At 57.2% G+C, this 26,728-nt stretch carries 18 protein-coding genes; 11 read left to right on the forward strand and 7 right to left on the reverse strand.

Annotation, left to right across the window (positions count from 1 at the left end; translation table 11 throughout):
• Positions 1–290: 290 nt before the first annotated feature.
• Positions 291–1,286 (reverse strand): ScyD/ScyE family protein, encoded by a 996-nt coding sequence (locus IEX74_RS22535; protein WP_188816355.1) that lies wholly within the window; start codon positions 1,284–1,286, stop codon positions 291–293.
• A 377-nt stretch (positions 1,287–1,663) separates the two neighbouring features.
• Between IEX74_RS22535 and IEX74_RS22540 the strand changes: the two genes are divergently transcribed.
• Entirely contained in the window at positions 1,664–1,990 is a 327-nt protein-coding gene (locus tag IEX74_RS22540; RefSeq protein WP_188816356.1) for a hypothetical protein, read from the forward strand.
• Between the two features lie 51 nt (positions 1,991–2,041).
• A complete protein-coding gene (locus tag IEX74_RS22545; protein ID WP_188816357.1) occupies positions 2,042–3,268 on the forward strand; it encodes a multidrug effflux MFS transporter in 1,227 nt (408 codons plus the stop codon).
• 98 nt (positions 3,269–3,366) lie between these two features.
• Here IEX74_RS22545 and IEX74_RS22550 read toward each other — a convergent pair whose 3' ends face one another.
• Positions 3,367–4,221 carry an aldo/keto reductase gene (locus IEX74_RS22550; protein WP_188816358.1) on the reverse strand — a complete coding sequence of 285 codons (855 nt, stop codon included), beginning with the start codon at positions 4,219–4,221 and terminating at the stop codon, positions 3,367–3,369.
• Here IEX74_RS22550 and IEX74_RS22555 point away from each other — a divergent pair.
• Both IEX74_RS22555 and IEX74_RS22560 read left to right on the forward strand, forming a co-directional pair.
• A complete protein-coding gene (locus IEX74_RS22555; protein ID WP_188816359.1) occupies positions 4,220–4,438 on the forward strand; it encodes a hypothetical protein in 219 nt (72 codons plus the stop codon). The genes IEX74_RS22550 and IEX74_RS22555 overlap by 2 nt on opposite strands.
• Before the next feature lie 79 nt (positions 4,439–4,517).
• A complete protein-coding gene (locus IEX74_RS22560; RefSeq protein ID WP_188816360.1) occupies positions 4,518–7,250 on the forward strand; it encodes an alpha-L-rhamnosidase-related protein in 2,733 nt (910 codons plus the stop codon).
• A gap of 24 nt (positions 7,251–7,274) precedes the next feature.
• Here the strand turns inward: IEX74_RS22560 and IEX74_RS22565 are convergent, their stop codons facing one another.
• From IEX74_RS22565 to cobA, 3 genes are all read right to left on the reverse strand, one after another.
• Positions 7,275–8,285, reverse strand: coding sequence for a phage tail-like protein (locus tag IEX74_RS22565; protein ID WP_188816361.1), 1,011 nt, complete (start codon positions 8,283–8,285; stop codon positions 7,275–7,277).
• A 42-nt stretch (positions 8,286–8,327) separates the two neighbouring features.
• Positions 8,328–9,776, reverse strand: a complete 1,449-nt coding sequence (locus tag IEX74_RS22570; RefSeq protein ID WP_188816362.1) for a T9SS type A sorting domain-containing protein — start codon at positions 9,774–9,776, stop codon at positions 8,328–8,330.
• Positions 9,777–10,112: 336 nt separating this feature from the next.
• A complete protein-coding gene (gene cobA / locus IEX74_RS22575; protein ID WP_188816363.1) occupies positions 10,113–10,880 on the reverse strand; it encodes a uroporphyrinogen-III C-methyltransferase in 768 nt (255 codons plus the stop codon).
• Between the two features lie 652 nt (positions 10,881–11,532).
• On the opposite strand from cobA, the gene nirB reads away from it, so the two are divergent.
• From nirB to fbaA, 7 genes are all read left to right on the forward strand, one after another.
• Complete coding sequence (nirB, locus tag IEX74_RS22580; RefSeq protein WP_188816364.1) at positions 11,533–14,037, forward strand: nitrite reductase large subunit NirB; 2,505 nt, start codon at positions 11,533–11,535, stop codon at positions 14,035–14,037.
• Positions 14,038–14,266: 229 nt separating this feature from the next.
• Positions 14,267–14,629 (forward strand): nitrite reductase small subunit NirD, encoded by a 363-nt coding sequence (gene nirD / locus IEX74_RS22585; RefSeq protein ID WP_188816365.1) that lies wholly within the window; start codon positions 14,267–14,269, stop codon positions 14,627–14,629.
• Between the two features lie 65 nt (positions 14,630–14,694).
• Positions 14,695–14,892: a hypothetical protein gene (locus IEX74_RS22590; protein WP_188816366.1), complete on the forward strand. Its 198-nt coding sequence runs from the start codon at positions 14,695–14,697 to the stop codon at positions 14,890–14,892.
• 100 nt (positions 14,893–14,992) lie between these two features.
• The gene (locus tag IEX74_RS22595) at positions 14,993–16,309 is read left to right on the forward strand and encodes an MFS transporter (RefSeq protein ID WP_188816367.1); all 1,317 of its coding nucleotides are present in this window, start codon (positions 14,993–14,995) and stop codon (positions 16,307–16,309) included.
• Positions 16,310–16,497: 188 nt separating this feature from the next.
• A complete protein-coding gene (locus IEX74_RS22600) occupies positions 16,498–20,010 on the forward strand; it encodes a nitrate reductase (RefSeq protein ID WP_188816372.1) in 3,513 nt (1,170 codons plus the stop codon).
• 203 nt (positions 20,011–20,213) lie between these two features.
• Entirely contained in the window at positions 20,214–21,707 is a 1,494-nt protein-coding gene (locus IEX74_RS22605) for a rubredoxin (protein WP_188816368.1), read from the forward strand.
• A gap of 1,073 nt (positions 21,708–22,780) precedes the next feature.
• A complete protein-coding gene (gene fbaA / locus IEX74_RS22610; RefSeq protein ID WP_188816369.1) occupies positions 22,781–23,863 on the forward strand; it encodes a class II fructose-bisphosphate aldolase in 1,083 nt (360 codons plus the stop codon).
• Positions 23,864–23,961: 98 nt separating this feature from the next.
• Here the strand turns inward: fbaA and IEX74_RS22615 are convergent, their stop codons facing one another.
• Both IEX74_RS22615 and IEX74_RS22620 read right to left on the reverse strand, forming a co-directional pair.
• Positions 23,962–24,933 (reverse strand): PorP/SprF family type IX secretion system membrane protein, encoded by a 972-nt coding sequence (locus tag IEX74_RS22615; RefSeq protein WP_188816370.1) that lies wholly within the window; start codon positions 24,931–24,933, stop codon positions 23,962–23,964.
• 73 nt (positions 24,934–25,006) lie between these two features.
• The coding region (locus tag IEX74_RS22620; protein ID WP_188816371.1) for a T9SS type B sorting domain-containing protein at positions 25,007–26,728 on the reverse strand (1,722 nt) is incomplete at its 5' end.

The raw sequence follows: 26,728 nt of genomic DNA on the forward strand, positions 1-26,728 counted from the left end.
AGAGTCGGTCGCCGCCAACCTTTGCTTGTTCTTCAGCCCTGGCTGGTCGCTGCCCTCCGCGCGAACAGTCAGGGCTGAACTCATTTAGCCCCCCACCCTTCGCTGGGCCGAACGGTTTTCCTACAACTTAAGGAAAATCGGATTGCAAGCAAATTTAAGGTGTAATACCAAAAAGCCCTCTTAGTTGCACAACTAAGGGGGCTTTTCGTTCAAATAGAACACAAATTACCAAGCTTTAATGTAGTAAGTAGCTTCACTTTCGAACTAGTAGTTGGGCGAGAAAGCAGGTATTAAAAAGTAAGTTTGAGCAGAGTTCCGTCACCCGAGTTAAGCACGTAGTACAGCCGATTGCCAACTTGTTCTATATCGGTAGGACGGTCGAGGCCATTGAGCAAGGTAATTTTGTCGCCATTAGTGATGAGCCCAGTTTTGGCTTGAAACCCAACTATGGGTGGAGTGAGCGAAAACTGAGCGTACTGAATAGCGATAGGCTTGTCGTTAGCGGATAGCGCAATGTCAGTGAGCGTGGTGAAACCTGTTTTGTAGTCGGTAACATTGCCGGCTAGGTCAACGCGGTATATCTTGGTAGCTCCTGCCGCGAACGGAAAACCACTGAGGCCACTGACCAAAAACTTTTGCCCATCATAAGTGATGCCAGTAGGTACAGCCTCCGTAGTAGGCGCTACGTTCGGGATTCTAGCAAATACGCTCAACGCCTTGGTTTGGCTGTTACGTTTGATAATAGCGTTGGCTCCTGAGTCTGTTATATATAGATCATTGTTGGGACCTAGGGTGAGGTTGTAGATATTGGTATTAATAGGATTAGTCAGCAGTTGCGCTTTCACGAAGGTGCCGATATCTTCTTTGGGCAGGTTCTTGGCTTCGAGCGGTGCATCACCGGGTTTGAACGAGGCTACGTTCACTGTGTACAGCATGCCAGTAGCACCCTCTAGCACGTAGAGCAAGCCTTCTTGATACAACAGATGCCCGATCCCCTCAACAGAACCATTGGCAACAAGCGAGGCAAAACCCGTAATAACCGGGTACACTTGTCCTTCTTTTGTGATCAGCGAAACTCGTGCGTCATTGTTGCCCGTGCCACTTTCTGTTACCCAGGCGCGTCCTAGTCCGTCGAAGCTCATACCGATGGGCAACGTCAGACCTTGAGCAAAAAGCTCTGGGTTGAAGTGTGTTGGCTCTGCGGTGATAATTGGCTCAATCTCATCGCAGCCAGTGGTTGTGCCTAGCGCGAGTAGCGCGAGAACTATGTAGGATTTTAACCGCATAATAGGAAGGTGTTTGGATGGTGAAAAATGCATTATTTGACAAGAATAAATTTATAGTAAAATCTGATAATCAATAGTTTGTCATAAAATATTTTGCATAGAAATTAATTACTATAAATTGTATTTTGCAGGCTTAGAGGCCGATTAGATCTTTCATCAAGTGTAGCGAATATGTGTGAAAAGCTAGGTTGTAAGGTGGCTTAACTTCAAGTTGATATTGGTGACTTTTGCTATCTGCTCAGTAAATAGAAATAGTATTTGCTCCTTCTTTATCTACCTGCAACTCTTCCACGACATATTCGCTGCTACTAGCATTGCACTACCGCGCAGTAGTTGAGGACGAATACCTTACTTAGACAGTTAAAGTGTGCTAACACATGTCTTACATCTGGAAAGCGTGTATGCCAGATGCCGACTGTGAGGGCATGTACATCAAGATCGGCAAGATGCTGCTCGTTTGCTGGCTAGGTAAGGTGGCCGCCATTGCCAACGCCTACCTCTGCCTGATGCAGCAGCCAGCTCACCTGCACAGGGCTGATAGTGGTGATGGACGGTGGCCCTGTGCAGGTGAGCTGGCTGCTCACTCCCACCGTATAGGTGTCGCAGCTAGGTTTATTCAGGGGGGCCGGCGAACCATTTTGCTAGCTTTCTGCTTTTACAGCCTACCTCCATCATTCGCGCTTGCTCTGCCTAGCCTTACGTAACCCAAAAAGTTAGCCCTGCTTTACGCTAATCAAGTTCGATGTTACCTACTCATGACCAAACAACGCTACTTTTTTCTGATTCTCATCCTAGGTTCTTTATCGGCGCTTGGGCCATTTTCCATTGACATGTACCTGCCGGGTTTTCCGGCCATTGCCCAAGATCTGCACACGACAGTGTCGCGCGTGGCACTGTCGTTGTCTAGCTTTTTTGTGGGCGTCTCGGCCGGGCAGCTGTTGTATGGCCCGTTGCTGGACCGCTTTGGGCGCAAAAAACCGCTGTATGTGGGCTTAGTGGTTTATGTGCTGGCTTCCATCGGCTGCTACGAAGCGCACACGATAGACGCCCTGATTCTGCTTCGCCTTCTGCAAGCCGTTGGCAGCTGTGCAGCCTCGGTGGCGGCCGTGGCCATGGTGCGCGACTTGTTCCCGGTAAAGGATAGCCCCAAGGTGTTTGCCTTGCTGATGCTGGTAATCAGTGCTTCGCCGATGCTGGCGCCTACGATTGGCGGCTACATGGTGGCGGCTTTCGGCTGGCAATCGGTGTTCCTGATTCTGTTTGCGATGGGGGCACTGATGCTGGTAGCTAGCTTATTCTGGCTCCCAGAAAGCTACGCGCCCGACCCCACGTATTCGCTGCACCCTCGCCCGATTCTGACGGCATTTTGGTCGGTGCTGCGCCACCCGCAATTCTTCACCTACGCCCTCACCGGTGCCATGACGTTTGGCGGCTTGCTGGCTTACGTGTCGGGTTCGCCGCTGGTGTTTATGGATATTTTCCACGTGAGCAGCCAGGTGTATGGATGGATCTTCGCTTTCCTGTCGGTTGGCTTTATCGGGTGTAGTCAGGTAAACAGCTGGTTATTGCGCTATTATCGCAGTGAGCAGATTGTGCTGGTGGCGATGCTTTGCCAGTCAATTATCGGCCTGGTGTTTCTGCTCGGTACGATGCAGGGCTGGTACAGCGTGACGGGCACTATTGTGTTGCTCTTCCTTTTCTTGTGCTGCCTAGGTTTCTCCAACCCCAATGCCGCCGCGCTGTCAATTGCGCCTTTCTCCAAGAATGCCGGTAGCGCCGCCGCTCTGATGGGCGCTACCCAGATGGGAGTAGGTGCCCTGGCGTCGTTCGGGGTGAGCATGTTCAACACGCATACAGCCGTGCCGATGGTTGCTATTATGGCGGGTTCGGCGTTAGTGGCTCTTTTTCTGCAAGTAATTGGCCGCCGCTTCATGGGCGAAATGGTGGTGGCATCGGAAGATGCGGGCGTACTCGTGCACTAGCTGGACGAGCGCAAGCCGCAGTTTATAACGGCGTTAAACAAAAGAAGGCCACTCGCACGAGTGGCCTTCTTTTGTTTAACGCTAGACGGACCTAGGTATTAGCTCAAGTTTTCCAACGCTTTCATGTCTTCCTCCGACAGCTGGATAGAACCTGCTTTCACGTTCTCTTCCAGGTGCTTCACTTTCGAGGTGCCCGGAATGAGCAGGATGTTGGGCGAACGGTGCAGCAGCCAGCTCAGGGCTACTTGCTGAGGCGTAGCGTTGTGTTTCTGCGCAACCTGACCTAGCTTTTCTAGGGCTTGTTGGTTGCCGCCGCTGAGCGGATACCACGGAATGAAGGCCATATTCTGCTCTTCGCAGTACGTAAGCTCGGCTTCCCACTTGCGGTTATCGACGCTGTACATGTTTTGCACCGACACCACTTTCACGTATTCCTGCGCCTTTTTGATCTGATCGACGTCGACTTCCGACAGACCGATATGCTTCACTAAGCCTTCTTCCTGCGCTTTTTGCAGGAACTCCAACGTTTGCTCGAACGGAACGTTCGGGTCGACGCGGTGCAGCTGGTAGAGATCAATCTGGTCGAGCTTCAGGCGCTTGAGGCTGCCTTCCAGGGCTTCGCGCAGGTGGTCGGGATGCGCGTTGATGGGCCACTGGTTCGGACCCGTGCGCAAAAGGCCGCCTTTGGTAGCGATTACCAGACCGGCGCGGTAGGGGTGCAGCGCCTCGGCAATCAGCTCCTCCGACACGTTCGGGCCGTAGCTGTCGGCCGTGTCGATGAAGTTGATACCTAGGTCCACAGCGCGCTTCAGCACCCGGATAGCTTCGTCGTGGTCTTGGGGCGGACCCCAGATACCGTCGCCGGTGATGCGCATGGCGCCGTAGCCCAAGCGGTTGATGGTCAGGTCGCCACCTAGGTTGAAGGTGGTTTGAAAGCTGGTTACTTCAGCCATGATAAACAGAGTTAAGGGTTGGTTGAGGGTAAGAAAGGGCAGTGAGCGTTCCTTCGTGATAAGAAGAAGAAAAAACCAGCGTGAGAAGGAAAGGTTTGATTGGCTCAGCTTTGTTGGCAAGTCGGCCAAGCCCCTGCTGGGAAAAGAAGTGGAGAGAAAAGCTCACCTTTTTGACAAAGTGGCTAGGGTGCTCTCCCCGTTGCACGACTATTACTAGGAGCAGCGTTGGGGCTAGCTCGCGTCGTCGGCTTCTTTGCGCAAGTGAGCACCAGTCGCCACTTATTCGTCTTTTTCCTATGAAGGTTTCTCCCTTACGTATCGGGTTGTTGCTCAATTGCCTTTTATTAGGCGCTTGTCAAACGCAAAAACCAGTGGCCGACACACCTACTACAAACGATAACAGCGCAGCCATTTGGCAATCTGACGCTTACAAGCTCTTTCGCGACCGGGTGGAACAAGGTGCCTACGTCGCTAAGGCCGTATCACGTACGGAGCTGACTTCCAATTACCAAAGCCCGGCCAACGCATTTCAAAGCCCGGAAATCAGCTTCAAGTTCAGCATCAACGGCAAAGACAACGAGATGCCTGCTGGGCTGAACCACACCGTCGTGGCTATGCCTGAAGCGGGCGCCACGGCAGTGGAAATGCCTGTCATTCCCTTTGGGCAGCATTATCGGGATGCTACACCGGTGCCGGCCAACACCTACCTAGCCCCGAACACGCCGCTGAAAATTAGGCTGGACCTGCGGGCGGTGCTGGCGGCATTCAAAAAACAAGGGTATTACACGGCCTTCAACGGCGACAAAATCTACCAGCAGGACTTTAAGCACGTGTTCGTGGCCGGCGACGCGGCCCCGCTGAGCTGGGACTTTGACAACCTCGTCAACAAGCCCGAGCTGGAGCTGAAAGACCCCGACGGCGACGGCATCTACGAAGTGACGCTGACGCTCAACCAGCCGCAAGCTGCCAAAACCACGGCTACGCAGTGGAAAAAGTCCATCAACACCGACGACTTTCCGCAGTACACTTCCGATTACCCGCTGAGCGATGCGCTCTACAACCTAGCTTTGGAGGAAGCGCGCCGCGCCGTGGAGCCCGACAGCACCTTCCGCACGGGCAAGGAATGGGCCGGCGTCTGGACGCGCGACATCAGCTACAGCATCATCCTGGCTCAGGCGAGCCTACAACCTAGGGTCGCCATGAACAGCCTGATGCGCAAGGTGTCGCCGGATGGCCGCATCATTCAGGACACTGGTACGGGCGGCGCGTATCCGTGCTCTACTGACCGCATGATCTGGGCCACAGCGGCCTGGGAAATCTACCAAGTGACCGGCGACCAGGCGTGGCTGCGGCAGGTGTATCCGATTATCAGGAAGTCCATTGAGGATGACGTGCAGAACGCCTACGACCCGCAAACGGGCATGGTGAAGGGCGAATCGTCGTTTCTGGACTGGCGCGAGCAAACCTATCCGCGCTGGATGCAGCCGGTGGACATTTATGAATCGGAGAACCTAGGTACCAACGCCGTGCACTATCATGCAAACGTGGTGCTGGCCGAAATGGCGCAGCAGCTCGGCGACCAAACGGTGGCAGCGAAGCACCAAAAGCTAGCTTCCCAGATCAAGGAAGGCGTAAATAAGCACCTGTGGCAAGCCGATAAAGGTTATTACGGCCAGTACCTGTACGGGCGACTCAACCGGATTTTGTCGCCGCGGGCGGAAGCGCTGGGCGAGGGGCTGAGCGTACTGTTTGGCTTAGCCGAGGGCGAGCGGGCGCAGCAAGTCGTAGCCAAAACACCTATTACCGCCTACGGAATTTCCTGCATTTACCCGCAGATTCCGGGCATCCCGCCTTACCACAACAATGCCGTGTGGCCCTTTGTGCAGAGCTTCTGGGCACTGGCCGCCGCGAAAGTCGGCAACGATGCCTCCCTAACGGAAAGCATGGCCGCCATCTACCGCCCTGCCGCCCTGTTTCTGACCAACAAAGAGAACTTCGTGGCCGAAAACGGCGACTTCGCCGGCACCCAAATCAACTCTAGTAACATGCTCTGGAGTTTGTCGGGTAGCCTAGGTCTTGTTTATAAAGTGCTGTTCGGCATGCAGTTCGAGCCAAATCGGCTGGTGTTTCACCCGTTTGTACCGCAGGCTTTTCAGGGTCAGCGCAAGCTCACGGGCTTCCACTACCGCGGCGCCGTACTCGATATCGAGCTGCAAGGGTTTGGGAATGAACTCAGCTCCATCACCCTCGATGGGCAGCCGCTGCCTGGCGCGGCCGTGCCGGCTAACCTCACGGGCCGCCACACCGTGCGCATGGTGCTGAGCAGCAAAGCGCCGCAAGAAGCTAGCATCAGCCGGGTGCCCAACCGCTTTACACCCGAAATGCCTGTGGTAAGCTTCGCCAACAATCGGCTGACGTGGGCCAGGCAGGAAGGCGTGAAAACCTACAAAGTGCTGAAGGATGGCCAGCCGCTTACCACCACGGCCAGCACGGAGCTAGCTGTTTCTGTGGCGGCTTTCGCCGTTTACCAGGTAATGGCGGTTGATGACCTAGGTTTGGAGTCGTTTGCCAGCGAGCCGCTGCCGGTTGGTGCGCAAGCCTCTGGGCAGCAGTATCAGCTCGAAACCGCGGCGCCGAAAGCTAGCCTGTCTTACAAAGGTTTCACTGGCAACGGCTTCGTTGAGATTAGTAAGACCAAAAACCGAACGCTCACCATTCCGGTAACGGTAGCCGAGCCGGGCCTCTACGCCGTTGATTTCCGCTATGCCAACGGCAACGGGCCCACCAACACCAATAATAAGTGCGCCATTCGCGCCCTGCGGCAAGGAAGTAAGCTGCTCGGTACCATCGTGTTGCCGCAGCGCGGCGTGGAAGAATGGTCGAACTGGGGCTTTACCAATGCCGTGCTCGTGCGCCTCGAAAAAGGCACGCACCCGCTGACCCTAGCTTTCGAGCCCGCCAACGAAAACATGAACGGCGAAGTCAACCAGGCCATGCTCGACTATCTGCGGGTGCGGCGGGTGCAATAAGGCGCCGAAACAGCCGACAGCTAGCTACGGCACGCGGGCACAATTGCAGAAGACGCGGATTGTGCGCTCCGTAGAGTTGGTGTTGGCTACCTTGATAACCCAGGTATTAGGAGCGCTGGCATTTTCAGTACCACTGTATAGAATGGTGAAGTTGCTGTAGGTGGCGGTGGTTGGATCAAGCAAGCCGCCGCCGCCGCTGAGCAGGCGCTTGCCCGACGGGCAACCCACGGCGAAGAAACCTAGGTAGCTAGCGGGTATAGTATAGTCTCTGTAGACCGTTTCCAGATCGAGGCTCAGGCTGGCTGGGGTCTGCCAGGTGCCGTTGCCGTTGGCATCGGAGGTGAGCACCTTACCCGCGGCTTGGTTGCCGTCGACAATGCGAATAGCCGCGCCAGGGCTGTTACCCGTGTTAGGCGCTAGGCCTACCCATCGCTGAGGTGCCCCCGGCTTACCCGCCGAAAAGATCCCACCCCAGCCACCGGCGCGATACGCATTGCCCCACATAGCGTAGTCAATATTGGTCCCAAAAGGCCCGCGGCCGTAGCCCGACAGCATGGCACGGGTGTACAAACTGCTGCCGAGTTTGCTGCGCGTGATAGAGGCGGCGCTAGGAGTACTTATATTAGCAGTTACCTCGACTTGCGCGACGGAGTCGCCCAAGGACGTTGTAGCCGTGCCCAGCAAGCGCTGGCTGTTCAAGTCCAGGGTTTGGGTAGCTTTGTGGTTACCTAGGTTGTCGCCGGAGCGCGCTTTATCGGGAATAAACACCCAGCTATTCCCCACGGCGTACCAGAATCCCTTGCGACCATCCGTCTGGAACACCATCAGGCCATCGGGTGGGGCGCTGATGGCGGCGCGCGTGGCCGAGTCCATACGCGGGATGAGCAGGCCTTTGCCCGTGGCATCCAGGTCCAGAATGGCCTTGCTGTTGGGGGCGCCAGCGGTGCCTATGCGCACGCCGCCGGGCGTTTGGGCCCGCATCAGGGAGCTTGAGCATAGGAAGAGTAAGCAGAGTAGGGTATAGCGGTGTTGCATGGAGAAAGAAGGAAGTCAGGAAAGAAGGAGGGTAAAGACAAGTTATTCGCGCACGAGCTTGAGCATGCGCTGCTGTTCAGCCTGTTGCACGCGCAGCAGGTACACGCCCGGCGTCAGGCGAGCGGCTTCTTCCAGGGGCAGCGTGCTGGTGCCCACGGGCAATTGCACCTGGCGCTCACTGAGCAGCCGACCCACCGCATCTGTGATTTGCACCTGCGCCGGGCCCGCCAGCTGCGTCTGCACCGTGAGGCTGAACTGCTGCTGGTAGGGGTTCGGCCAGGCCTGAACCTGTAAGCCCTCGGCAAGCGACATCTGAAGGACCTGCACCGGGGAGTAAGTCTCCGTGCCGTCGTGGTCGACCTGGTGCAGCCGGTAGTAGATGTGCTCGGCGGCGTAACGGGCTAGGTTCTGATCGACCCACTGATAAGCGTGCGCCTGGCTGCTGGAGCCTTGCCCCGCGACGCGGCCCAGGCTTTGAAAGGCTTGCCCGTCGATGCTGCTTTCCAACTCGAAGTAGGCGTTGTCCTGTTCGGAGGCTGTGGCCCAGCGTACTAGCGCGTCGGTGCCTTGGCGCTGAACGGAGAAGTGCAGCAGCTCCACGGGCAGCGGTTGGCTCGCGCTGCTCAGCGTGAACGTGCCGAGCTGCGCCACGCTCGCCGTGAAGCTACGCCCCGATGCACTTGCCGGCGCGCCCACGGAGTTCCAGGGGGCGGCCGCCGTTTCGGCGCGCCACAACTGCACGGGTGCGGTGCTGCTTACGCCGTGGTCGTCATCGGCTACCCAGCTCAACGTCAGGGTCACGGGCGCTGCTGGCGGCTGCTCGGCCACCACTTGCCACACACGGTCAAGGCCCTGACGAGTACTACCTAGGTTGGTTCCGTAGCTCACGCCGGCGAGCTGTAGGCCAGCGGTGCGGGTGATGGTCACGGCACCTAGGTCCTGCCCATTCGGGTTAAGCACTACGCCGTGCGAAAAACTCACTGCCCCGGTACCCGCATTGACGGCCGCCCGCCGGATGCGCAGATTACCTTGCACGTACTTCCCCGCCGCCTCGCCGACTACCTCCGCCGAGCCAAGAAGACTCACGATGGCGGCGGGGTCAGTTCGCAGCAAGCCCTGGGTTAGAAGCAGTTGCGTTGAAATCGAAATATCATCCGGCACCAGCAACCGGTTTGCCCCCGGTGCCCCGGTGTTGTTGACCTCAATGGTGCCAAAGCTGCCGCCACCGCGCAGGGTTTGATCGGCCTGACCATTGAACACGAGCTTTCCCGGCAGCGTGAGCGTGCCTTGGTTGGTGAGATTCCCCGTGAGTTGAAGCAGGCTGCCGTCGGGCGCCATTAGCGTGCCGCTGCTCGTATTCAGGAACGCCCCTTCAACTTGCACGCTCGCCCCCGAACCTAGGGTGATGGTTGCGCCGCTGTTGGTCAGGCCCTGTGCCGAGGCGGTCAGCGTTCCGAACCAGATGATTACTCCGAAGTAAGCGTGTTTCATGAAGGAAAAGCATAAGCACCCAGGCTCGGTAAGCGCGTAGAGAAGCCGCACAGATCAATGAGCCATGCAACTGAACCTAGGCTGGCAACTGGGCTACCCGAATGGGATGAAGTCCAAAGTAATGGCCCAGAAGGGCTGCTCGGGGGAGAAAAGCGGTGAACAGCGGCCATACGGTAGTAAACACCGGATTTTGGTTGGTGGCGCGACTGTATGGAGAAGGTGTAGTGGGCTAGAAGGGGTACCTTGAATAATGCAAAAAGTCTCCGCCGTACGGCGGAGACTTTTTGCATTGCGATGATACGGCATCTGATATAGCGGGCTGCGCTGCACTAAGTGCTACGTACTGCTGTCGCCGTACTTTATCTGTTCACCTCCACCTCGTCCCACGGCCACGACCCAGCCGATGACGATGAGCGCGGGGTAGGTGAGGTGGTTGTCGTGCACGAGGCTAGGCAGGTCCTTCACTTGCCCCACCACCGACTTTCGGTAGGGCAGTGAGGCGTGCTGCACCACGGCCACGGGCACGTCGCCGCGGCCGGCTTGCAGGTAGGTGGCCGCAATTTCCTCTACCTTTTTCATGCCCATGTAGATGACGACGGTGGCATTGCTTTGCATGGCCAGGCGCAGGTCGTTGGAGAGGGTGCCGTCCTTTTTAGTGCCCGTTATCATCCAGACGCCTTCGCTCACCACCCGGTGCGTGAGCGGAATGTCTTCAAAGCCAACGGCTTGCATGCTCGAAATGCCGGGGATATAATACGCCGGAATGTTGTGCGAGCGGGCAAACAGCATTTCCTCGAAGCCGCGCCCAAAAATGAACGGGTCGCCGCCCTTTAAGCGCACTACGCAGCCTTTGGCTAGGGCCTTTTCCAGGATCATCTCGTGAATGGCCTCCTGGGGCGTGTAGACGCCGTAGGGCTTCTTGCCGACGTAAATCTTCTCGCAATCCTCGCGCGGAATGGTCAGCAGGTCCTTGTTGGCTAGGTTGTCATACAAAACCACGTCGGCCTTCTGGAGGATCTTATACGCTTTCATCGTCAGCAATTCCGGGTCGCCCGGACCAGCACCAACTACATAGAGTTCAGGGCTTGCTGTAGCAGTAGGCATAATGAGTTGACTTGATGAAGTACTGAGCTGTTGACCTAGAAGCAATTAGCTGATGCCGAACCCAGCATGAAGAGGATAAGCGCAGTTAACCGCTAGCCAAAGCAAGCTAGCAGAAAGGCAATCTGCAACCCGAAGAGGTTTGAGCAAGCAGTAAAGACACTTTTTTAAAGAAAAAGTTGGCAGTGCTGTGCCACGGGGCTGCTTACATAGGCTGACTATAATATAACCCCGTGCTAGCTGCTAGAACGCTTTTGCAGGCCTATAGTCCCTTTTTAGCGCAGTTCAGAAGTAAGGCGAGATGGTTTTCAACGATTCCTCGCTAAAAAATGAATAGTACAAGCTCACTTAACCAAAAAAGTGAGAGTGTTAAAAAAATAGGGGGTGGCTTGAAGAATTAGCAACTATTTCAAACTTGACTATTGCTTATGAAGGGTGTTTGACTATAAATTGCATGAAAATATCAAAACATGCCCTTTGAAAGAGGGGGTGTTTTGAAAAATTCACCTTATTCCTAATAAAGGTGCCTCTTACGGAAAGGGCATTCCGGAAATAAGGGTGTCAGGCTTACTGAAAGGCATGCATAGCGGCCACTAAGGCCGACAAGCAGCACGCTTCTCCTTCAACTTTTGCTCAACAGCTAACCGTAGTTGCTATGACACAGCAAAGTCTCCCCACCGTCGTTGTGATTGGGAATGGAATGGTCGGATACAAGTTTTGCGAGAAGCTCCTAGCAAAATCGACCGCCTTCAACCTGGTTGTGTTCGGCGAAGAGCCCCGCGTGGCCTACGACCGGGTGCATCTGAGCGAGTACTTTGGCGGCAAAACGGCCGACGACCTCCTGATGGCCCCGCAGCAGTGGTACCACGACAACCACATCACGCTGCACCTCGGCGACCCAGTGCAAGAAATTGACCGCGCCAGCCAAACCGTGCACTCGCGCCGCGGCCTCGTGCAGCCCTACGATTACTTGGTGCTAGCAACAGGCTCGTCGGCCTTTGTGCCTGATATTCCGGGTGTTGAGAAAGAGGGCGTGATGGTGTACCGCACCATTGAAGACTTGGAGGAGATTAAAGCCTATGCGGCCACTGCTAAGTCGGGCGCGGTGCTAGGGGGGGGCTTGCTAGGTTTGGAAGCGGCCAAAGCGCTGCTCGACCTAGGGGTGGCAGAAACCCACGTCGTAGAATTTGCCCCGCGCCTCATGCCGCGGCAGATCGATACGGCCGGCAGCGCCATGCTGCAACACAAGCTGGAAGCCCTCGGTCTGCAAATTCACCTGAGCAAAGCCACGTCCAGCATTGGCGGCGACGGCAAGATTGACTCGCTGCACTTCGGCGACGGCTCTATTCTGGAAGTCGACATGCTGGTGATTTCGGCCGGCATCCGGCCCCGCGACGAGCTAGCTAAGCTGGCTGGCCTGGAAGTGGGCATGCGCGGCGGCATCGTGGTAAACAACGACATGCAAACCAGCGACCCGCAGATCTTCGCCATCGGCGAGTGCGCCCTGCACAGCGGCATGATCTACGGCCTGGTGGCGCCCGGCTACGACATGGCCGAAGTGGTGGTGAGCCAACTCACACAAGGCGCCCGCGCCTTCACCGGCTACGACATGAGCAGCAAGCTCAAGCTCATCGGGGTGGATGTGGCGAGCTTCGGCGACCCGTTCATTGCCGAGCCGCACAGCCGTTCCATCGTGTTTGAAGACGCACACAGCGGCGTGTACAAGCGTATCAACATTAGCCCCGACGGCAAGTATCTGCTTGGTGGCGTGCTCATTGGCGATGCAGAAGCTTACAACATGCTGCTGCAAACCGTGAACAACAAGATCGTGCTGCCGCCGCACCCCGAAGACCTGATCCTAGGTGCGCGGGGCGGCGAGGCCAGCGAAGGCGCCGGCGTGATGAACCTGCCCGACGAGGCCCTTATCTGCTCCTGCGAGGCTGTGACCAAGGGCGACATCTGCTCGGCGGTGAACGAGCTAGGGGTGACCAGCGTCGATGGCATGAAGAAGTGCAACAAGGCCGGCACCGGTTGCAGCGGTTGCGTGCCGATGGTGAAAGACTTGATAAACAGCACCCTCAAAGCCAACGGCGCTTACATCAAGAACGTCATCTGTGAGCATTTTGACTACTCCCGCCAGGAGCTGTTCGACTTGTTCCGCATCAACGACATCCGCACCTACGACGCGGCGCTCGACCACTTCGGCAAAGGCGACGGTTGCGAAGTTTGCAAACCGGCCGTAGGCAGCGTGTTGGCGGGCCTCTGGAACGAGCTGATTGTTAAGCAAAGCACGATTCAGGACACCAATGACCGCTACCTAGCCAACATCCAGAAGGGTGGCAGCTACTCGGTGGTGCCGCGCATTGCGGCTGGCGAAATCACGCCCGAGAAGCTCATTGTCATCGGCGAGGTAGCCCAGAAATACGGCCTCTACACCAAAATCACAGGTGGGCAGCGCATTGATATGTTCGGCGCCCACCTCAGCGACCTGCCCGACATTTGGGAAGAGCTGATCAACGCCGGTTTCGAGAGCGGCCATGCCTACGGGAAGTCGCTGCGCACGGTGAAAAGCTGCGTGGGCAGCACTTGGTGCCGCTTCGGCCTGCACGACAGCGTGACGTTTGCCATCGACATCGAAAACCGCTACAAGGGCATCCGTTCGCCCCACAAGCTCAAGAGCGGCGTAAGCGGCTGCGTGCGCGAATGCGCTGAGGCTCAAGCGAAAGACTTCGGCATTATTGCCACCGAAAAAGGCTGGAACCTCTACGTGTGCGGCAACGGCGGCGCCAAGCCCCAGCACGCCCAACTCCTCGCCTCCGACATCGACACCGAAACCTGCATCAAGTACTTGGACCGCTTTCTGATGTTCTACATCAAGACGGCCGACCCGCTGATGCGCACCGCCACCTGGCTCAACAAGATGGACGGCGGCATGTCGTACCTGCGCAACGTCATCATCAACGACAGCCTAGGTATCTGCGCCAATCTGGAGGCCGAGATGCAACTGCTCATCAACAACTACCACTGCGAATGGAAAGAAGTAGTGGAAAACCCGGAGCTGCGCAAGCAATTCTCGCACTTCGTGAACGCGCCGAAGGAGAAAGATCCGAACATGAAATTTGAGCTGATGCGCGGCCAAAAGGCGGTGGTGGAGTGGTAGGGTAATGTGCAACGAAGGGCCTCACCCCCTAGTCCCCTCTCCGAAAAGGTAATGCGCATAAAGCATTTGCGGGGGAACTAGCTCTAGAACTAGACTTCTAGTCTATTAAAAGCAAGACTAAAAACTAGAATCTAGTTCCCCCTCTCCTTTTCGGAGAGGGGCTAGGGGTGAGGCGCCCCATGAGGCCTTCAACCGAGGTTTAGAACACAAAATCAACCATTTAACCCATATGGAACTAGACGTTTTAGTAGCAGTTGATTGGGTGGCCGTGTGCAAAACCACGGATGTGCCCCGTGATGGAGGCGTGTGCGCCTTGGTGAACGGCGAGCAAGTTGCCATTTTCAATTTCACGCGTCGCGGTGAGTGGTACGCCACCCAAAACCTCTGCCCCCACAAGCAGCAAATGGTGCTGTCGCGCGGCATGATTGGGAGTACTGGCGACACGTGCGAACCGAAGGTGGCGTGTCCGTTCCACAAGCGGACTTTCTCGCTCATCACCGGCGAGTGCCTGAACGGCGACGAATGCCAAATCAAAACCTACCCCGTGAAGGTGGAAGGTGGTGAGGTGTATGTAGGGGTGATAAATACCTAGTTTTTAATGCGTTAGTATAGTGCCCCACGGATTCTGCCATCTGCTGCCGCCAAACCTACGGGGTAGTGGCGGCGCAAAAGCTAGGTGCCGCGGCCTTCGGCGGCGAGTTCTGCTGCCAAGCCGACGCTAATGCGGCCGGTCGAATGATTCGGGCCTGCCTGACTGCCTTCACCGCAGCCTGCTACACGAAGGCAACACCACTTCTTCGCTACTTCCTCGCTGAAAAACGATCGACCAGCAAGGCCACTAATGAGTGGCCCTAGGTGATGCGCACTTTCAAGCCGGTGCTCTTGCAACATTGGTCAGCAGCAGCGCCAGCCTGCGTTCCTGGCGCATCTACTTTCCACTTCAAACCCAGCCAACATGGCCACAACCACCGCGGAGCAGCCGTTGAGCAAGCTTAACATCTTTTCGGGCAAGGGCGTGCAGATGCGCGCCTTCCACATCACCTGGCTGACGTTCTTCTTCTGCTTCTTCGGGTGGTTCGGGATTGCGCCGCTCATGCCGTTGGTGCGCGAGCAGCTGCACCTCGATAAAGGACAAGTCGGTAACATCCTGATTGCGTCGGTGTCGGCGACCATCCTGGCCCGCTTGCTCGTGGGGCGCCTGTGCGACTCGCTCGGGCCGCGCCTCACCTACTCGATGCTGCTGGTAATAGGCGCTATTCCGGTGATGCTGATCGGCCTGAGCAACAGCTACGAAAGCTTTCTGCTGTTCCGCTTTGTGATTGGCATCATTGGCGCTTCGTTTGTGATTACGCAGTTTCACACGTCCATGATGTTTGCGCCGAATGTAGTTGGTACAGCCAATGCCGTGGCCGGTGGTTGGGGCAACCTAGGGGGCGGCATTGCCAACATTGCGATGCCGCTGGTGGCCGGCGCGTTCGTGAGCCTAGGGTACGTAGACAAGGCCAACTCTTGGCGCCTCGCCATGGTGGTGCCGGGCGTGATCCTGCTCCTCATGGCGGTGGTGTACTACAAATTCACCCAAGACACGCCCCGCGGCAACTTCAGCGACATTCAGCGCGACACCACGGCCAAGAAGAAAGGCACGTTTGCCGTGGCCCTGAAAGACTACCGCACCTGGATTCTAGCCCTAGCGTACGGGGCGTGCTTCGGCATCGAAATCACGGTGGATAACGTGGCTTCCATCTACTTCGTGGACCACTATAAGGCTACGCTGGTCATGGCGGGTTTGCTGGCGGGCTTCTTCGGGTTCATGAACATCTTCGCCCGCGGCCTCGGGGGCTACGTGAGCGACATAGCTGGCCGCGCCTACGGCATGAGCGGCAAATGGTACCTGCTCGGCGTCCTGCTGCTGCTGGAAGGCCTCGGCATTGCCTACTTCTCGCAAGCTGGCACCCTCACGTTGGCTATCATGACCATGCTGCTATTCGCCTTGTTCCTGAAAATGGCCAACGGCTGCACCTACTCCATTGTGCCGTTCGTGAACAAGCAAGCCATTGGTAGCGTGAGCGGTATCGTGGGTGCCGGCGGCAACCTAGGTGCTATGCTGGTGGGCTTCTTGTTCAAGTCGGAGAACATCAGCTACTCCACGGCTTTCCTCTACATCGGCATCGGCGTGGCCGCCACGGGCGCTATCGTGTTCCTCTCGCGCCTGCTCACCACCAAAACCAGCGAAGTACCTGCTTTGGCTGATACTGAGTTGCAGCCGGCCTAGGTATAGGTAAATAGTGGTCAGGTAAAATGCTGAGCCATACAACATTCATCTGCGAGAGGCCGGGTGAATGTAGCGCGAAGCTCCCGCTTCGCGCATCGTTGAACGACTAGCGTGCGTGACGTTCCAATGATAATCGTTCAACGATGCGCGAAGCGGGAGCTTCGCGCTACATCCGCTCAGTTACCAAAATGGCTAACGGACCAGCGAAAGACACCTTCACCAGCATCTGCTGCTATTGCGGCGTGGGGTGCGGCGTAACGGTGAAGAAGGAGAAAGATGGCTCCGTGTCTGTGGCCGGCAACCCGGAGTACCCCGTCAACCGTGGGATGCTGTGCAGCAAGGGCTTGAACCTGCAATACACCGTCAACGACCAGAGCGACCGGCTGCTGTACCCGCAGATGCGCTACAACCGCAGCATGCCTAGGCAGCGCGTGAGCTGGGACGAAGCCTTGCAGCGCACGGCCGCCGTGTTCAAGACCTTTATTGAGAAATACGGCCCCGATTCGGTGGCGTTCTACGCCTCAGGCCAATGCCTGACGGAAGAATACTACGTGATTAACAAGCTGATAAAAGGCTTTATCGGCAGCAATAACCTTGATACCAACTCGCGCCTGTGCATGAGCAGCGCGGTGGTGGGCTACAAGATGGCCCTGGGTGAAGACAGCGTGCCAGTCTGCTACGACGACATCGAGCTAGCTGATTGCTTCTACGTAACGGGCGCGAATCCCGCGTGGTGTCACCCCATTCTGTGGCGCCGCGTGGAAGCGGACAAAGCCGCTAACCCCGCCACCAAGATCATCGTGGTGGACCCGCGCGTGACCGATACCTGCGCCATCGCCGACCTTCATTTACAGCTCACGCCCGGCACCGACGTGGTGCTGAACCACGCCATCGGCCGCGCCCTGATCGAAAACGGCGACATCGACCTAGCCTTTATCAGCAACCACGCCGAAGGCTTTGAGCAGTACAATCAAGTTGTGTTCGAACGCCCGTTGGCCGAAGCCGCCCACATCTGCGGCGTGCCGGAAGAGCAGATTCGCCTGGCCGCGCAATACATTGGCTCGGCCAAAGGCTTCATCTCCATGTGGACGATGGGCCTGAACCAGAGCGCGGTAGGCGTTGATAAGAACCTAAGCTTATTGAACCTGAACCTCATTACGGGCCAGATCGGCAAGCCCGGCGCGGGGCCTCTTTCGCTCACGGGCCAACCTAATGCGATGGGCGGCCGCGAGGTGGGCGGCTTATCGAATTTGCTGCCGGCGCACCGCAACCTAGCTAACCCCGCGCACCGCGCTGAGGTGCAGCAGTTTTGGGGCGGCACCACGTTGTCGGACAAGCCGGGGCTGACGGCCACCGAGATGTTCGAGGCTTTGAACGATGGGCGGCTGAAGGCTATCTGGATTATCTGCACCAATCCGCTGACTAGCTTGCCCAACGTGCGGCTGGTGGAAGAGGCGCTGAAGAAAGCCAAGTTTGTGGTGGTGCAGGACATCAGCAACAAGCCCGAAACCCTAGCCTACGCCGACGTCATTCTGCCCGCCGCCGCCTGGGCCGAGAAAGAAGGCACCATGACCAACTCCGAGCGACGCATCAGTCACCTCGCGAAAGTGGTGGACGCGCCCGGCGAAGCCCTGCCCGACGCCGAAATCATCTGCCGCTTTGCCCGCACCATGGGCTACCCCGGCTTCGACTACGATTCGCCCGCCGCCATCTACCGCGAGCACGCCCGCCTCACGGCGGGTACTAACCTTGATATTTCGGGGTTGAGCTACAGTGTGTTGCAGGAAAAAGGATCGGTGCAGTGGCCTTACAAAGTCGGGCAGAAAGACCTAGGTACGCCCCGCCTGTTCGCCGACAACATCTTCTACACGCCATCCACGAAGGCCATCATTCATGCCACACCCGTTGCTTTCCGCAGCGAGGAGCCTGATGAAGATTTTCCCTTCATCCTGACCACCGGCCGTATTCGCGACCAGTGGCACACGATGAGCAAAACGGGCAAGGTCAACAAGCTCAAAAAGCACATTTCGCAGGCTTTCTTAGAGATTCATCCGCAGGATGCGCCCCGCCTGGGCGTCGTGGAAAATGACTTGGTGGAGGTGGAGTCGCGGCGGGGGAAGGTGCGCGTGCAAGCTAGGCTCACCAGCAATATCAAGCCGGGCGTGGTGTTCCTGCCCATGCACTGGGGTAAGATCTTGGGCAACGACCTGAACCGCGCCAACAACGTAACCAGCGGCGCCCTCGACCCGATTTCCAAAGAGCCCGATTTCAAGTACTGCGCGGTGCGGGTGGAAAAATACCGCAAGCCGTTCCAGCGCATTGTGGTCATTGGCGCCGGTGCCGGGGCGTACGGCTTCGTGAAATCGTACCGCGAGCTGAACCAGGACGACGAAATCACCATCTTCAGCAAGGAAGATTTCCCCTTCTACAACCGCGTGATGCTGCCCGACTACATCAGCGGGCATCAGGGCTGGGACCGGCTGGTGAAGATGCAGGACCACGAAGAACCTAGCTACAACATACGGTTGCTGCGGGGCGTGAGCGTGGAGCGCGTCGACCGCGAGCAGAAGTTTGTCATCGATTCACGTGGGCAGCGCACCGAATACGACGTGCTGATTATGGCCACTGGCAGCCGCGCCGCCGTGCCCAAGCACGTGCCCTCATTGCCGGGCATCTTCAGCATGCGCAGCCGCACCGACGCCGACAATTTCAAAAACCACCTGCCGGAAAACGCCCATGTGGTTATCGTGGGAGGCGGTTTGCTAGGGCTGGAAATGGCGGCTTCGTTGCGCGAAATCGGCACGCGCGTTACCATTATCCAGCGCATTTCCCGCTTCCTCGACCGCCAGCTCGACACCCTCGGTAGCCAGCTCCTACAGGAGGAAATGGTCGACCAAGGCTGCGACCTGTACTTCAACGACGAAGTGGAGCTGTACTACGGTCGCTCCCGCCTCACTGGCGTGGGCCTGAAAAGCGGCCGCCGCATCGACTGCGACGCCCTCATCATGGCCATCGGCACGGTGCCCAACCTGGAGCTAGCCCGCGAAAGTGGCCTTGTGTGTCGGCGCGGGGTGGTGGTGAATGAGCGCCTGCAAACCAGCGACCCCAGCGTGTACGCCCTCGGCGAAATAGCCGAATTCGAAGGCACGCTCTACGGCATCACGGCCGCCGCCGAGCAGCAAGCCGACGTGGTGGCCCGCTACCTCAGCGGCGACATTGCCAGCTACTACGGCGGCAGCACCTTCATGAACATTATCAAAATCCACGGTTTCGACCTGTGCAGCATCGGCTTGCCCGAAGCGCCCAACCCAGAGCACTACGAGGAGATTGTGTTCATGGACAAGGCCAAGCGCTACTACAAGAAGTGCATCATCCACCAAGACCGCCTCGTGGGCGCCATCCTTATCGGCGACAAAAGCGAGTTCCAGGAGTTCCGCGAGCTGATTGCGGGCAAAATCGAGCTAGGGGAGAAGCGCCTGCAACTCCTGCGCAGCGGCGCCAAAGCCGAACCCGTGCTGGGCAAACTCGTGTGCAGCTGCAACAGCGTCGGCCGTGACAACATTCGCCAAAAAATAGCCGCCGGCTGCACCGATCTGAAGGAACTGTGCGCTACTACGGGCGCCGGCACTGGTTTCGGTTCCTGCCGCCCGGAGGTAAAGCAGATCCTGGAAGAAAGCCTGCTGACGCTGGAGGTGCTGTAGAAAGCTAGGTCGTGCAACGTGTGCTAACGGGTGCGCCTCACCCCCTAGCCCCCTCTCCGAAAAGGAGAGGGGGACTAGCTTCTAGCATTTTAGAACTATCTACCTCTAGACTAGAATCCTAATACTAAAACTAGTTCCCCTCTCCTTTTCGGAGAGGGGCTAGGGGTGAGGCGCCCCACCAGAACAAAACCCACAAAAACGCAATGCCACCGAAAACCCACATCATTAAAATCAACCTGCCCGGCGGCATTGTGTCGGCGGGGGACTTACTGGCCATCCTAGATGCGGCCGAAAACGCCGATGTGGAACACCTCCAGTTCGGCAACCGGCAGCAGATTCTATTTACGGTGGCCGATGAGAAGAAGCGCTGCCTGCAACAGCAGCTAGCTTCGGCTGATATTATCTATGAGCTAAGTGCTGATGTGAACCCGAACATTGTCAGCTCCTACGTGACGGAAGACGTGTTTGAGCACGCCAACTGGCTGCGCGAGGGTGTGTACAAGGACATTCTGGACCTGTTTGATTACCGGCCGCAGCTGAAAATCAACCTCATTGATAACAACCAGACGTTCATTCCCTTCTTCTCGGGAAACCTGAATTTCATTGCCTCGGATACCAACAACTATTGGTATCTGTACGTGCGCTTCCCGAAGACGAACAGCCTGTACTGCTGGCCATCGTTGGTGTATTCCGAAGACATACCTAGCCTCAGCAGCGCCATCGAGCGGGTGGTTTTTGCCCACCAGCACAAGTTTTACGACCAGCCGTCGGCCGACGGAGCGCTGCTCTATGGGCTGGTGAGTGCGACGGGCGGCAGCTTTGTATTGCAGCCAATTACGGTGCCGTTGAAGGTGCCGGCTTTCACGCTGCCGTATTACGAGGGTTTCAACCGCTACGGCAACAAGCTGTGGCTCGGCATCTACCGGCGCGATGAGCTGTTTTCGGTGGCTTTCCTGAAAGACTTGTGCAAGATCTGCCTGAAGACGCGCATTGGGCAGCTATACACCACGCCCTGGAAGTCCATCATCATCAAAGGGATAGAGCTAAGTGACCGTGGGTTGTGGGACACGGCCCTGTGCAAACACCGCATCAACGTGCGGCACGCGGCCAACGAGCTGAACTGGCAAGTGGAAGACCTCTGCGAGCAAGGCCTAGCTCTCAAGCACGAGCTCGTGCGACAGTTCAACGAGGAAGATGTGCGCACGTTTCACCTGTGCTTTGCCATCAAGACCCAGCCCAAAACTGGCTTGTTCGGCTCCATCGTTATCCGGTCGCAGCAGCACAACCCAAACCAGATTGGGCTGCGGGAGGAGCAGTTTGAAATCCTGCACACGCGCGACTTCAACCCCAACTCTAAGGACTTCATCAGCTTCCGCCAAAAGGTGAACCGCGAAAGCCTGAGTTGGTATCTGGTTCAGCTCTGCAACCAGTTCTATGAGCTGCAAACGAGCGACGACCCAGGTCTAGGCACCTTTTACGCGGAAGAACCCGCACCCGAACCGGCTGAAGGTCCAGCAGCGCCCATGCTTTATCAATGCACGCGCTGCCTCACCATCTACGATCAAACTTACGGCGACGAGCTGAATGAAGTGGCGCCGGGCACGCCGTTCGAGGCTATTGCTAATTACACTTGTCCGACCTGCGAGGCACCAAAAGATGCCTTTGTGATGGTTGCGGCGGCAAGTCAATCAGCCTAGGTTTAGCTTTGGCAGGGTGCCACGCTAGCGCTGGGAAAGTAAGTGAATAGTAACGGGTTAGGGATTACATCGACTACGTTCACGGGCTGTGCGAAGTGTTTGCGCGCGAGATCAACCTGATGCCTGGCGCTAAGTCGGCTATTCCCGAAAACAGCCAACCGTATTCCGGCGATTACGTCTGCTCGCCTGGATTAACAATTCAGCTGAGCCGATCGACCCAGAGAGCAAAGCCGAGTGGTAACTAATTAATAGTATAAATTGTAACTCTAATCAAGAGCCCACTTGAATTGACTTTCGAATTTAAACCGAATAACAATGATCGTAAGTGTAAGAAAGAAGTAAAATAGAAATAGAAGTTTTATGCTTTTGTATTTACTGCTGTTAATAAATAGAAGTGGCGAGTAAAGTGCTGTTAAAAAGAATGTTATAGGTGTGGTGATACTCAGCAATAAAAGGAGTATAGATATGTTATCTAACCCTAAGGAGTATGGGTCGATTGGATTACCATATTCCGGGATATATCCTAGGGTTTGCTTTGCTTCGAATACTAGATACAATAAAGTTAAAATCCATAAAGACGGAAATACAGAAAATAGACAAAGTTTTTTTCTGTTCTGTTCATGGAGTTTTGACTTCAATCTAATTGCTAGATGTAAATTATACTTTGCAAGATGCTTAAACAACTCTTTGCTCGGCCGGATTTATAATCCGGCTGATAGGAGCGGGGATTTGAAATCCCCGTTCCCAGAACAAAGCAGCTAACGCAGGTGCATATGAGTTGCTTAGGCAACTCGCGGATTGCAAATCCGCGGCTCTGTACAACCAGATTACAGATCCGGCCGGGCAGCGTAGTCGGGGGAGCTAGCCGGTGAATAGAAAATGTACAGGCTCCTAAACCTAGGTTGCGGCTCTAAGCGTAAGGCTACCTAGGTCGTTTAACCGGGGCAGTTTCCTATCTTACGGCCTCAAGTACGGCCCCTCGGTTGGGATTGTTGGCGAAGGCCGGCCAGCCGGGCCGGAACGCTGCTCAAAACCTGTCTCTACTTTTCAAACCTTCCGTTTCTCCTTTTTTTATGGCAGAACAAACCTTTACCGGCCTGCGCGCCGGCGTCTTGCACGGCGATGAAGTACAGTCGCTTTTCCAATATGCCAAGGCCAACGCCTTCGCGCTGCCAGCCGTCAACGTGACGGGCACCAACACCGTGAATGGCGTGTTAGAAACCGCCAGCGCCGTGAACTCGCCGGTGATTATTCAGTTTTCAAACGGCGGCGCTCAGTTCTTCGCGGGCAAAACCATTCCGAACGGCGACCAGCGCGCCAGCATTGCCGGCGCTATTTCGGGCGCTCAGCACGTCCATCAGATGGCCGTGCTCTACGATGTGCCCGTGATTCTGCACACCGACCACGCCGCCAAAAAGCTGCTCCCCTGGATTGATGGCCTGCTGGCGGCCGGCGAGAAGCACTACCAGCAGTACGGCCAGCCGCTCTACAGCTCCCACATGCTCGACCTGTCGGAGGAGCCGATTGAGGAGAACATCGAAGTCTGCAAGCGCTACCTGGAGCGCATGGCCAAGATCGGCATGACGCTCGAAATCGAGCTAGGTGTGACCGGCGGCGAGGAAGACGGCGTCGATAACTCCGACGTAGACAGCTCCAAACTCTACACCCAGCCTTCGGAAGTGGCCTACGCTTACAAGGAGCTAAGCTCGGTAAGCCCGCGCTTCACGGTGGCGGCGGCCTTCGGCAACGTGCACGGCGTGTACAAGCCCGGCAACGTGAAATTGCAGCCTATCATCCTGAAAAACTCGCAGGACTACGTGCAGGAGCACTTCGGCACCGGCCCGCAGCCCGTTGACTTCGTGTTCCACGGTGGCTCGGGCTCCAGCCGCGAGGAAATCCGCGAAGCTATCAGCTACGGCGCCATCAAGATGAACCTCGACACCGACTTGCAGTGGGCATTGTGGCAAGGCATCAAGGATTACTACGTGAAAAACGAAGGCTACCTGCAAAGCCAGATCGGCAACCCCACCGGCCCCGATTCGCCCAACAAGAAATACTACGACCCGCGCGTGTGGCTGCGCAAAGGGGAAGAGTCGTTCGTGGCGCGCCTCAAGCACGCCTTCGAAGACCTCAACGCGCTGAACCGCCGCCCCTAGTACCGCGGGCCAAACGCCGAAAGAGGCGTATACCTAGGTTCTGACAACATCAGAACCTAGGTATACGCCTCTTTCGGCGTTTGGGATCTAAGAAGGCCTTACCAGAACTTGTTGGGCGGGCACACGGCCTGGGCTCTTTTCTTTAGCCGCAAACCTAGCAGTACTTCGTGGCTGCCGTGGTGGTAATCGGTTAATTCTGAGATGCCTGCGTCGTAGGAGTAACCTAGGGTGAACTGCTGGTAGCTAAGGCCCACCATGCCCACCACCGAGTCGAAGGCCCGCCACGACACGCCGGCCCACAGCAGGTCCTGGTACTTGAGCTTAGCGTTGATGTCGATCGAAAGCGGCGCCGGATCAACGGCCTTCACCAGCACCGACGGCACCAGCGACCAGTCGTCATTGAGCGGCAGCCGCACCCCGGCCGTGGCAAAGTAGTGGCGTTTCAGGGAGTTGCCCGCGCCCGCATCCAGCGAGTTGAGGCTGTAGGAAAAGTCGAGCTTATTGGCCAGCAACTGCGCCCCCGAAACGCCCACGTAGAAATCGTTGCTGTACACCCATAAGCCTACCGAGCCATCGAACACCCGCGAGGCCGCGCTGGCCGCCTGGGTGGTAGGGTCGAAGAAGTGCAGCTGCTGCCCGTCGATGGCAAACTGCTGCATGCCCGCCGACACGCCCAGCGCCGCCCGGATTTTGGGCGTTAGCACCAGGTTATACGCGTAAGAAACGTAGGCGCTGGTCCGGCTCGTGGGCCCGGTTACATCCCTATACACGAAGCCGCCTATCGCGTGAAACGGCCGGCGCCACTCGCGCAAGGTGCGTTTGCCGGTCGTGCGCCACTTACCTAGGGAGGAATTGATGCTGGCGTAATACGTTTTGGGGGCTCCTTCCAGTCCTACCCACTGGGTGCGGTAGCTGAGCTTAACGTCGATGTAGTCCTCCGCGCCCGTTGCGCCGGGGTTCAGGAGGTAATTGTTGTTCATGTACTGGCTGTACTGCGCCTGCTGCTGGGCCAGGGCCGGCGCGGCGGCCAGGAGCAGCGGGAGCAGCAGTAGAGATAAAGCTCTTTTCATAACAGTCATTGCCTCAAGGCCTAACTAAGAAGAAGGTAGTTCGGCTGCACCTAGGTGCAGCCGAACGTTTTTGTTAATACACAACCGTAATCGAACCACTATACGACCGGCCCAGTGGGCCCTTCGTGACGATGACGTAGTAGTAGGTACCCACCGGCGCGGGCTGGCCGTTGATGTCGCCGCGCCACTCATTGGCCCGGCTGTAGTTTTCGGCCGAGAAGATCCGGTTGCCCCAGCGGTTGAACACGCTCACGGTATTGTTGGGAAACTGCTCGATGAACTCAATCTGCCAGGTGTCGTCGCGGCCGTCGCCGTTGGGGGAGAAGGCATTCGGAATGCGGATGGGCTGGCGCACGGTTACGGTTACCTGATCGGAATCGGCGCAGCCACCTTCCCCGGCCGAGATGGTATAGGTCGTCGTGACGGTGGGCGAAACCACGGGCCGGAGCGGATTCGGCGTGGTGCCGGGGAAAGTCAGGCCCACGTTTGGCGTCCAGGTCACGGGATAGTTGCCATCGGCGCGGCCTTCCAGCGTCACGGAGGTGCCGGCATAAATCTCCTTATCGGGGCCGGCATCCACGTCGACCGGCGGTTGGATGCGCACGGCCACACCGTTGGAAACAGCCGTTGCAGGCTGGCCGCAGCTGTTGGTTGTGCGCAGGCGCAGCGTCACGGTCTGGCCTTCGCGCAGTGCGGTGCTGGTAAAGACTGGACCGGTAGCCCCAGCCACATCGTTGCCATTAACCTGCCACTGATAGCTAGGTGCCGGGCCGGCCTCGGTCACGTTGGCGATGCTGAACGTAAGCGGCGCGCCGAGACAAACTGGTCCGCCCGGCTGCACAGCAATGGCGAGCGTAGGCTGCGGTGTTGCCGTGCGCGTCACCGTGACGGTTGCCACGGCGCCGCCCGTGCTGCACAGCCCTACCGTGGGCGTTACTTCGACCCGTACCTGATCGCCAGTGACCAACGTGCTACTGGTGAACGTAGGCCCGGTGGATACGGCCACGTTGTTGACGAGCCAACGGAAATTAGGTGAGGCACCCACGTTTGTAGTTACGGCCGTAAAGGTGAGGGGCTCGCCAGGACATAACACAGGTGGAGGCGCCAAGCTCACAGTGGGTGTAACGAGGCCCTGCACTCGCACTGCTACAACGTTTGACACAGCCGTTGCGCAAGTACCGGTACCCGCCGTTACCCGGCGGCGGAAGTAGGTCGTGCCAGTGGGTGAGCCGGGGGTGAAAGTCTCGCCGATAGCTCCAGAAACCGGCACCCAGTTTACGTTATCAGCCGAAGCTTCCCACTGGTAGGCAAACGTGCCGGTGCCCCCGCTAGGGCTAGCTGTGCTGGTCAGCGGGTTAGGAGTGGCACCCAGGCACACCGTCTGATCGGTGCCAATGCTACCAGCCAGTAGGGCCGGCAAGATTGTTAGACTGACAGAGGGTGAATATACCGGTCCGCAAGGCCCCGATGTTACCCGGCGACGGAAATACGTGGGGGCCGTGAGCGGGCCGGGGGCAAACGTATCGCCGGTAGCGCCGGCAATAGCCGTCCAGGTCGAGTTGTCCGGCGATGATTCCCATAGGTAGCTGTAGCTGCCGGTACCCCCGCTTGCACCTAGGATAGTGGTAAGCGGGTTAGGGGTGGCGCCAAGGCAAAGCGCCTGATTGGTGCCGATGGTGCCGGGGGCTAGTTGAGGGGCTACAGTGAGGGTGATTACGTTGGAGTAGACCGGCCCGCAAGCTCCCGAACTGGCCTGCCGACGGAAGTAGGTGGTGGCCGTGAGTGCCCCGGGCGC

Origin of the sequence: Hymenobacter cavernae (assembly GCF_014641455.1) — a bacterium.
In the GTDB taxonomy this organism is placed as follows: Bacteria; Bacteroidota; Bacteroidia; order Cytophagales; family Hymenobacteraceae; genus Hymenobacter; species Hymenobacter cavernae.

Excerpts from the sequence above, each read along its gene's own strand:
- IEX74_RS22535 (WP_188816355.1), bottom strand. The coding sequence starts at position 1,286 with ATGCGGTTAAAATCCTACATAGTTCTCGCGCTACTCGCGCTAGGCACA.
- IEX74_RS22540 (WP_188816356.1), top strand. The coding sequence starts at position 1,664 with ATGTCTTACATCTGGAAAGCGTGTATGCCAGATGCCGACTGTGAGGGC.
- IEX74_RS22545 (WP_188816357.1), top strand. The coding sequence starts at position 2,042 with ATGACCAAACAACGCTACTTTTTTCTGATTCTCATCCTAGGTTCTTTA.
- IEX74_RS22555 (WP_188816359.1), top strand. The coding sequence starts at position 4,220 with ATGATAAACAGAGTTAAGGGTTGGTTGAGGGTAAGAAAGGGCAGTGAG.
- IEX74_RS22550 (WP_188816358.1), bottom strand. The coding sequence starts at position 4,221 with ATGGCTGAAGTAACCAGCTTTCAAACCACCTTCAACCTAGGTGGCGAC.
- IEX74_RS22560 (WP_188816360.1), top strand. The coding sequence starts at position 4,518 with ATGAAGGTTTCTCCCTTACGTATCGGGTTGTTGCTCAATTGCCTTTTA.
- IEX74_RS22565 (WP_188816361.1), bottom strand. The coding sequence starts at position 8,285 with ATGCAACACCGCTATACCCTACTCTGCTTACTCTTCCTATGCTCAAGC.
- IEX74_RS22570 (WP_188816362.1), bottom strand. The coding sequence starts at position 9,776 with ATGAAACACGCTTACTTCGGAGTAATCATCTGGTTCGGAACGCTGACC.
- cobA (WP_188816363.1), bottom strand. The coding sequence starts at position 10,880 with ATGCCTACTGCTACAGCAAGCCCTGAACTCTATGTAGTTGGTGCTGGT.
- nirB (WP_188816364.1), top strand. The coding sequence starts at position 11,533 with ATGACACAGCAAAGTCTCCCCACCGTCGTTGTGATTGGGAATGGAATG.
- nirD (WP_188816365.1), top strand. The coding sequence starts at position 14,267 with ATGGAACTAGACGTTTTAGTAGCAGTTGATTGGGTGGCCGTGTGCAAA.
- IEX74_RS22595 (WP_188816367.1), top strand. The coding sequence starts at position 14,993 with ATGGCCACAACCACCGCGGAGCAGCCGTTGAGCAAGCTTAACATCTTT.
- IEX74_RS22600 (WP_188816372.1), top strand. The coding sequence starts at position 16,498 with ATGGCTAACGGACCAGCGAAAGACACCTTCACCAGCATCTGCTGCTAT.
- IEX74_RS22605 (WP_188816368.1), top strand. The coding sequence starts at position 20,214 with ATGCCACCGAAAACCCACATCATTAAAATCAACCTGCCCGGCGGCATT.
- fbaA (WP_188816369.1), top strand. The coding sequence starts at position 22,781 with ATGGCAGAACAAACCTTTACCGGCCTGCGCGCCGGCGTCTTGCACGGC.
- IEX74_RS22615 (WP_188816370.1), bottom strand. The coding sequence starts at position 24,933 with ATGAAAAGAGCTTTATCTCTACTGCTGCTCCCGCTGCTCCTGGCCGCC.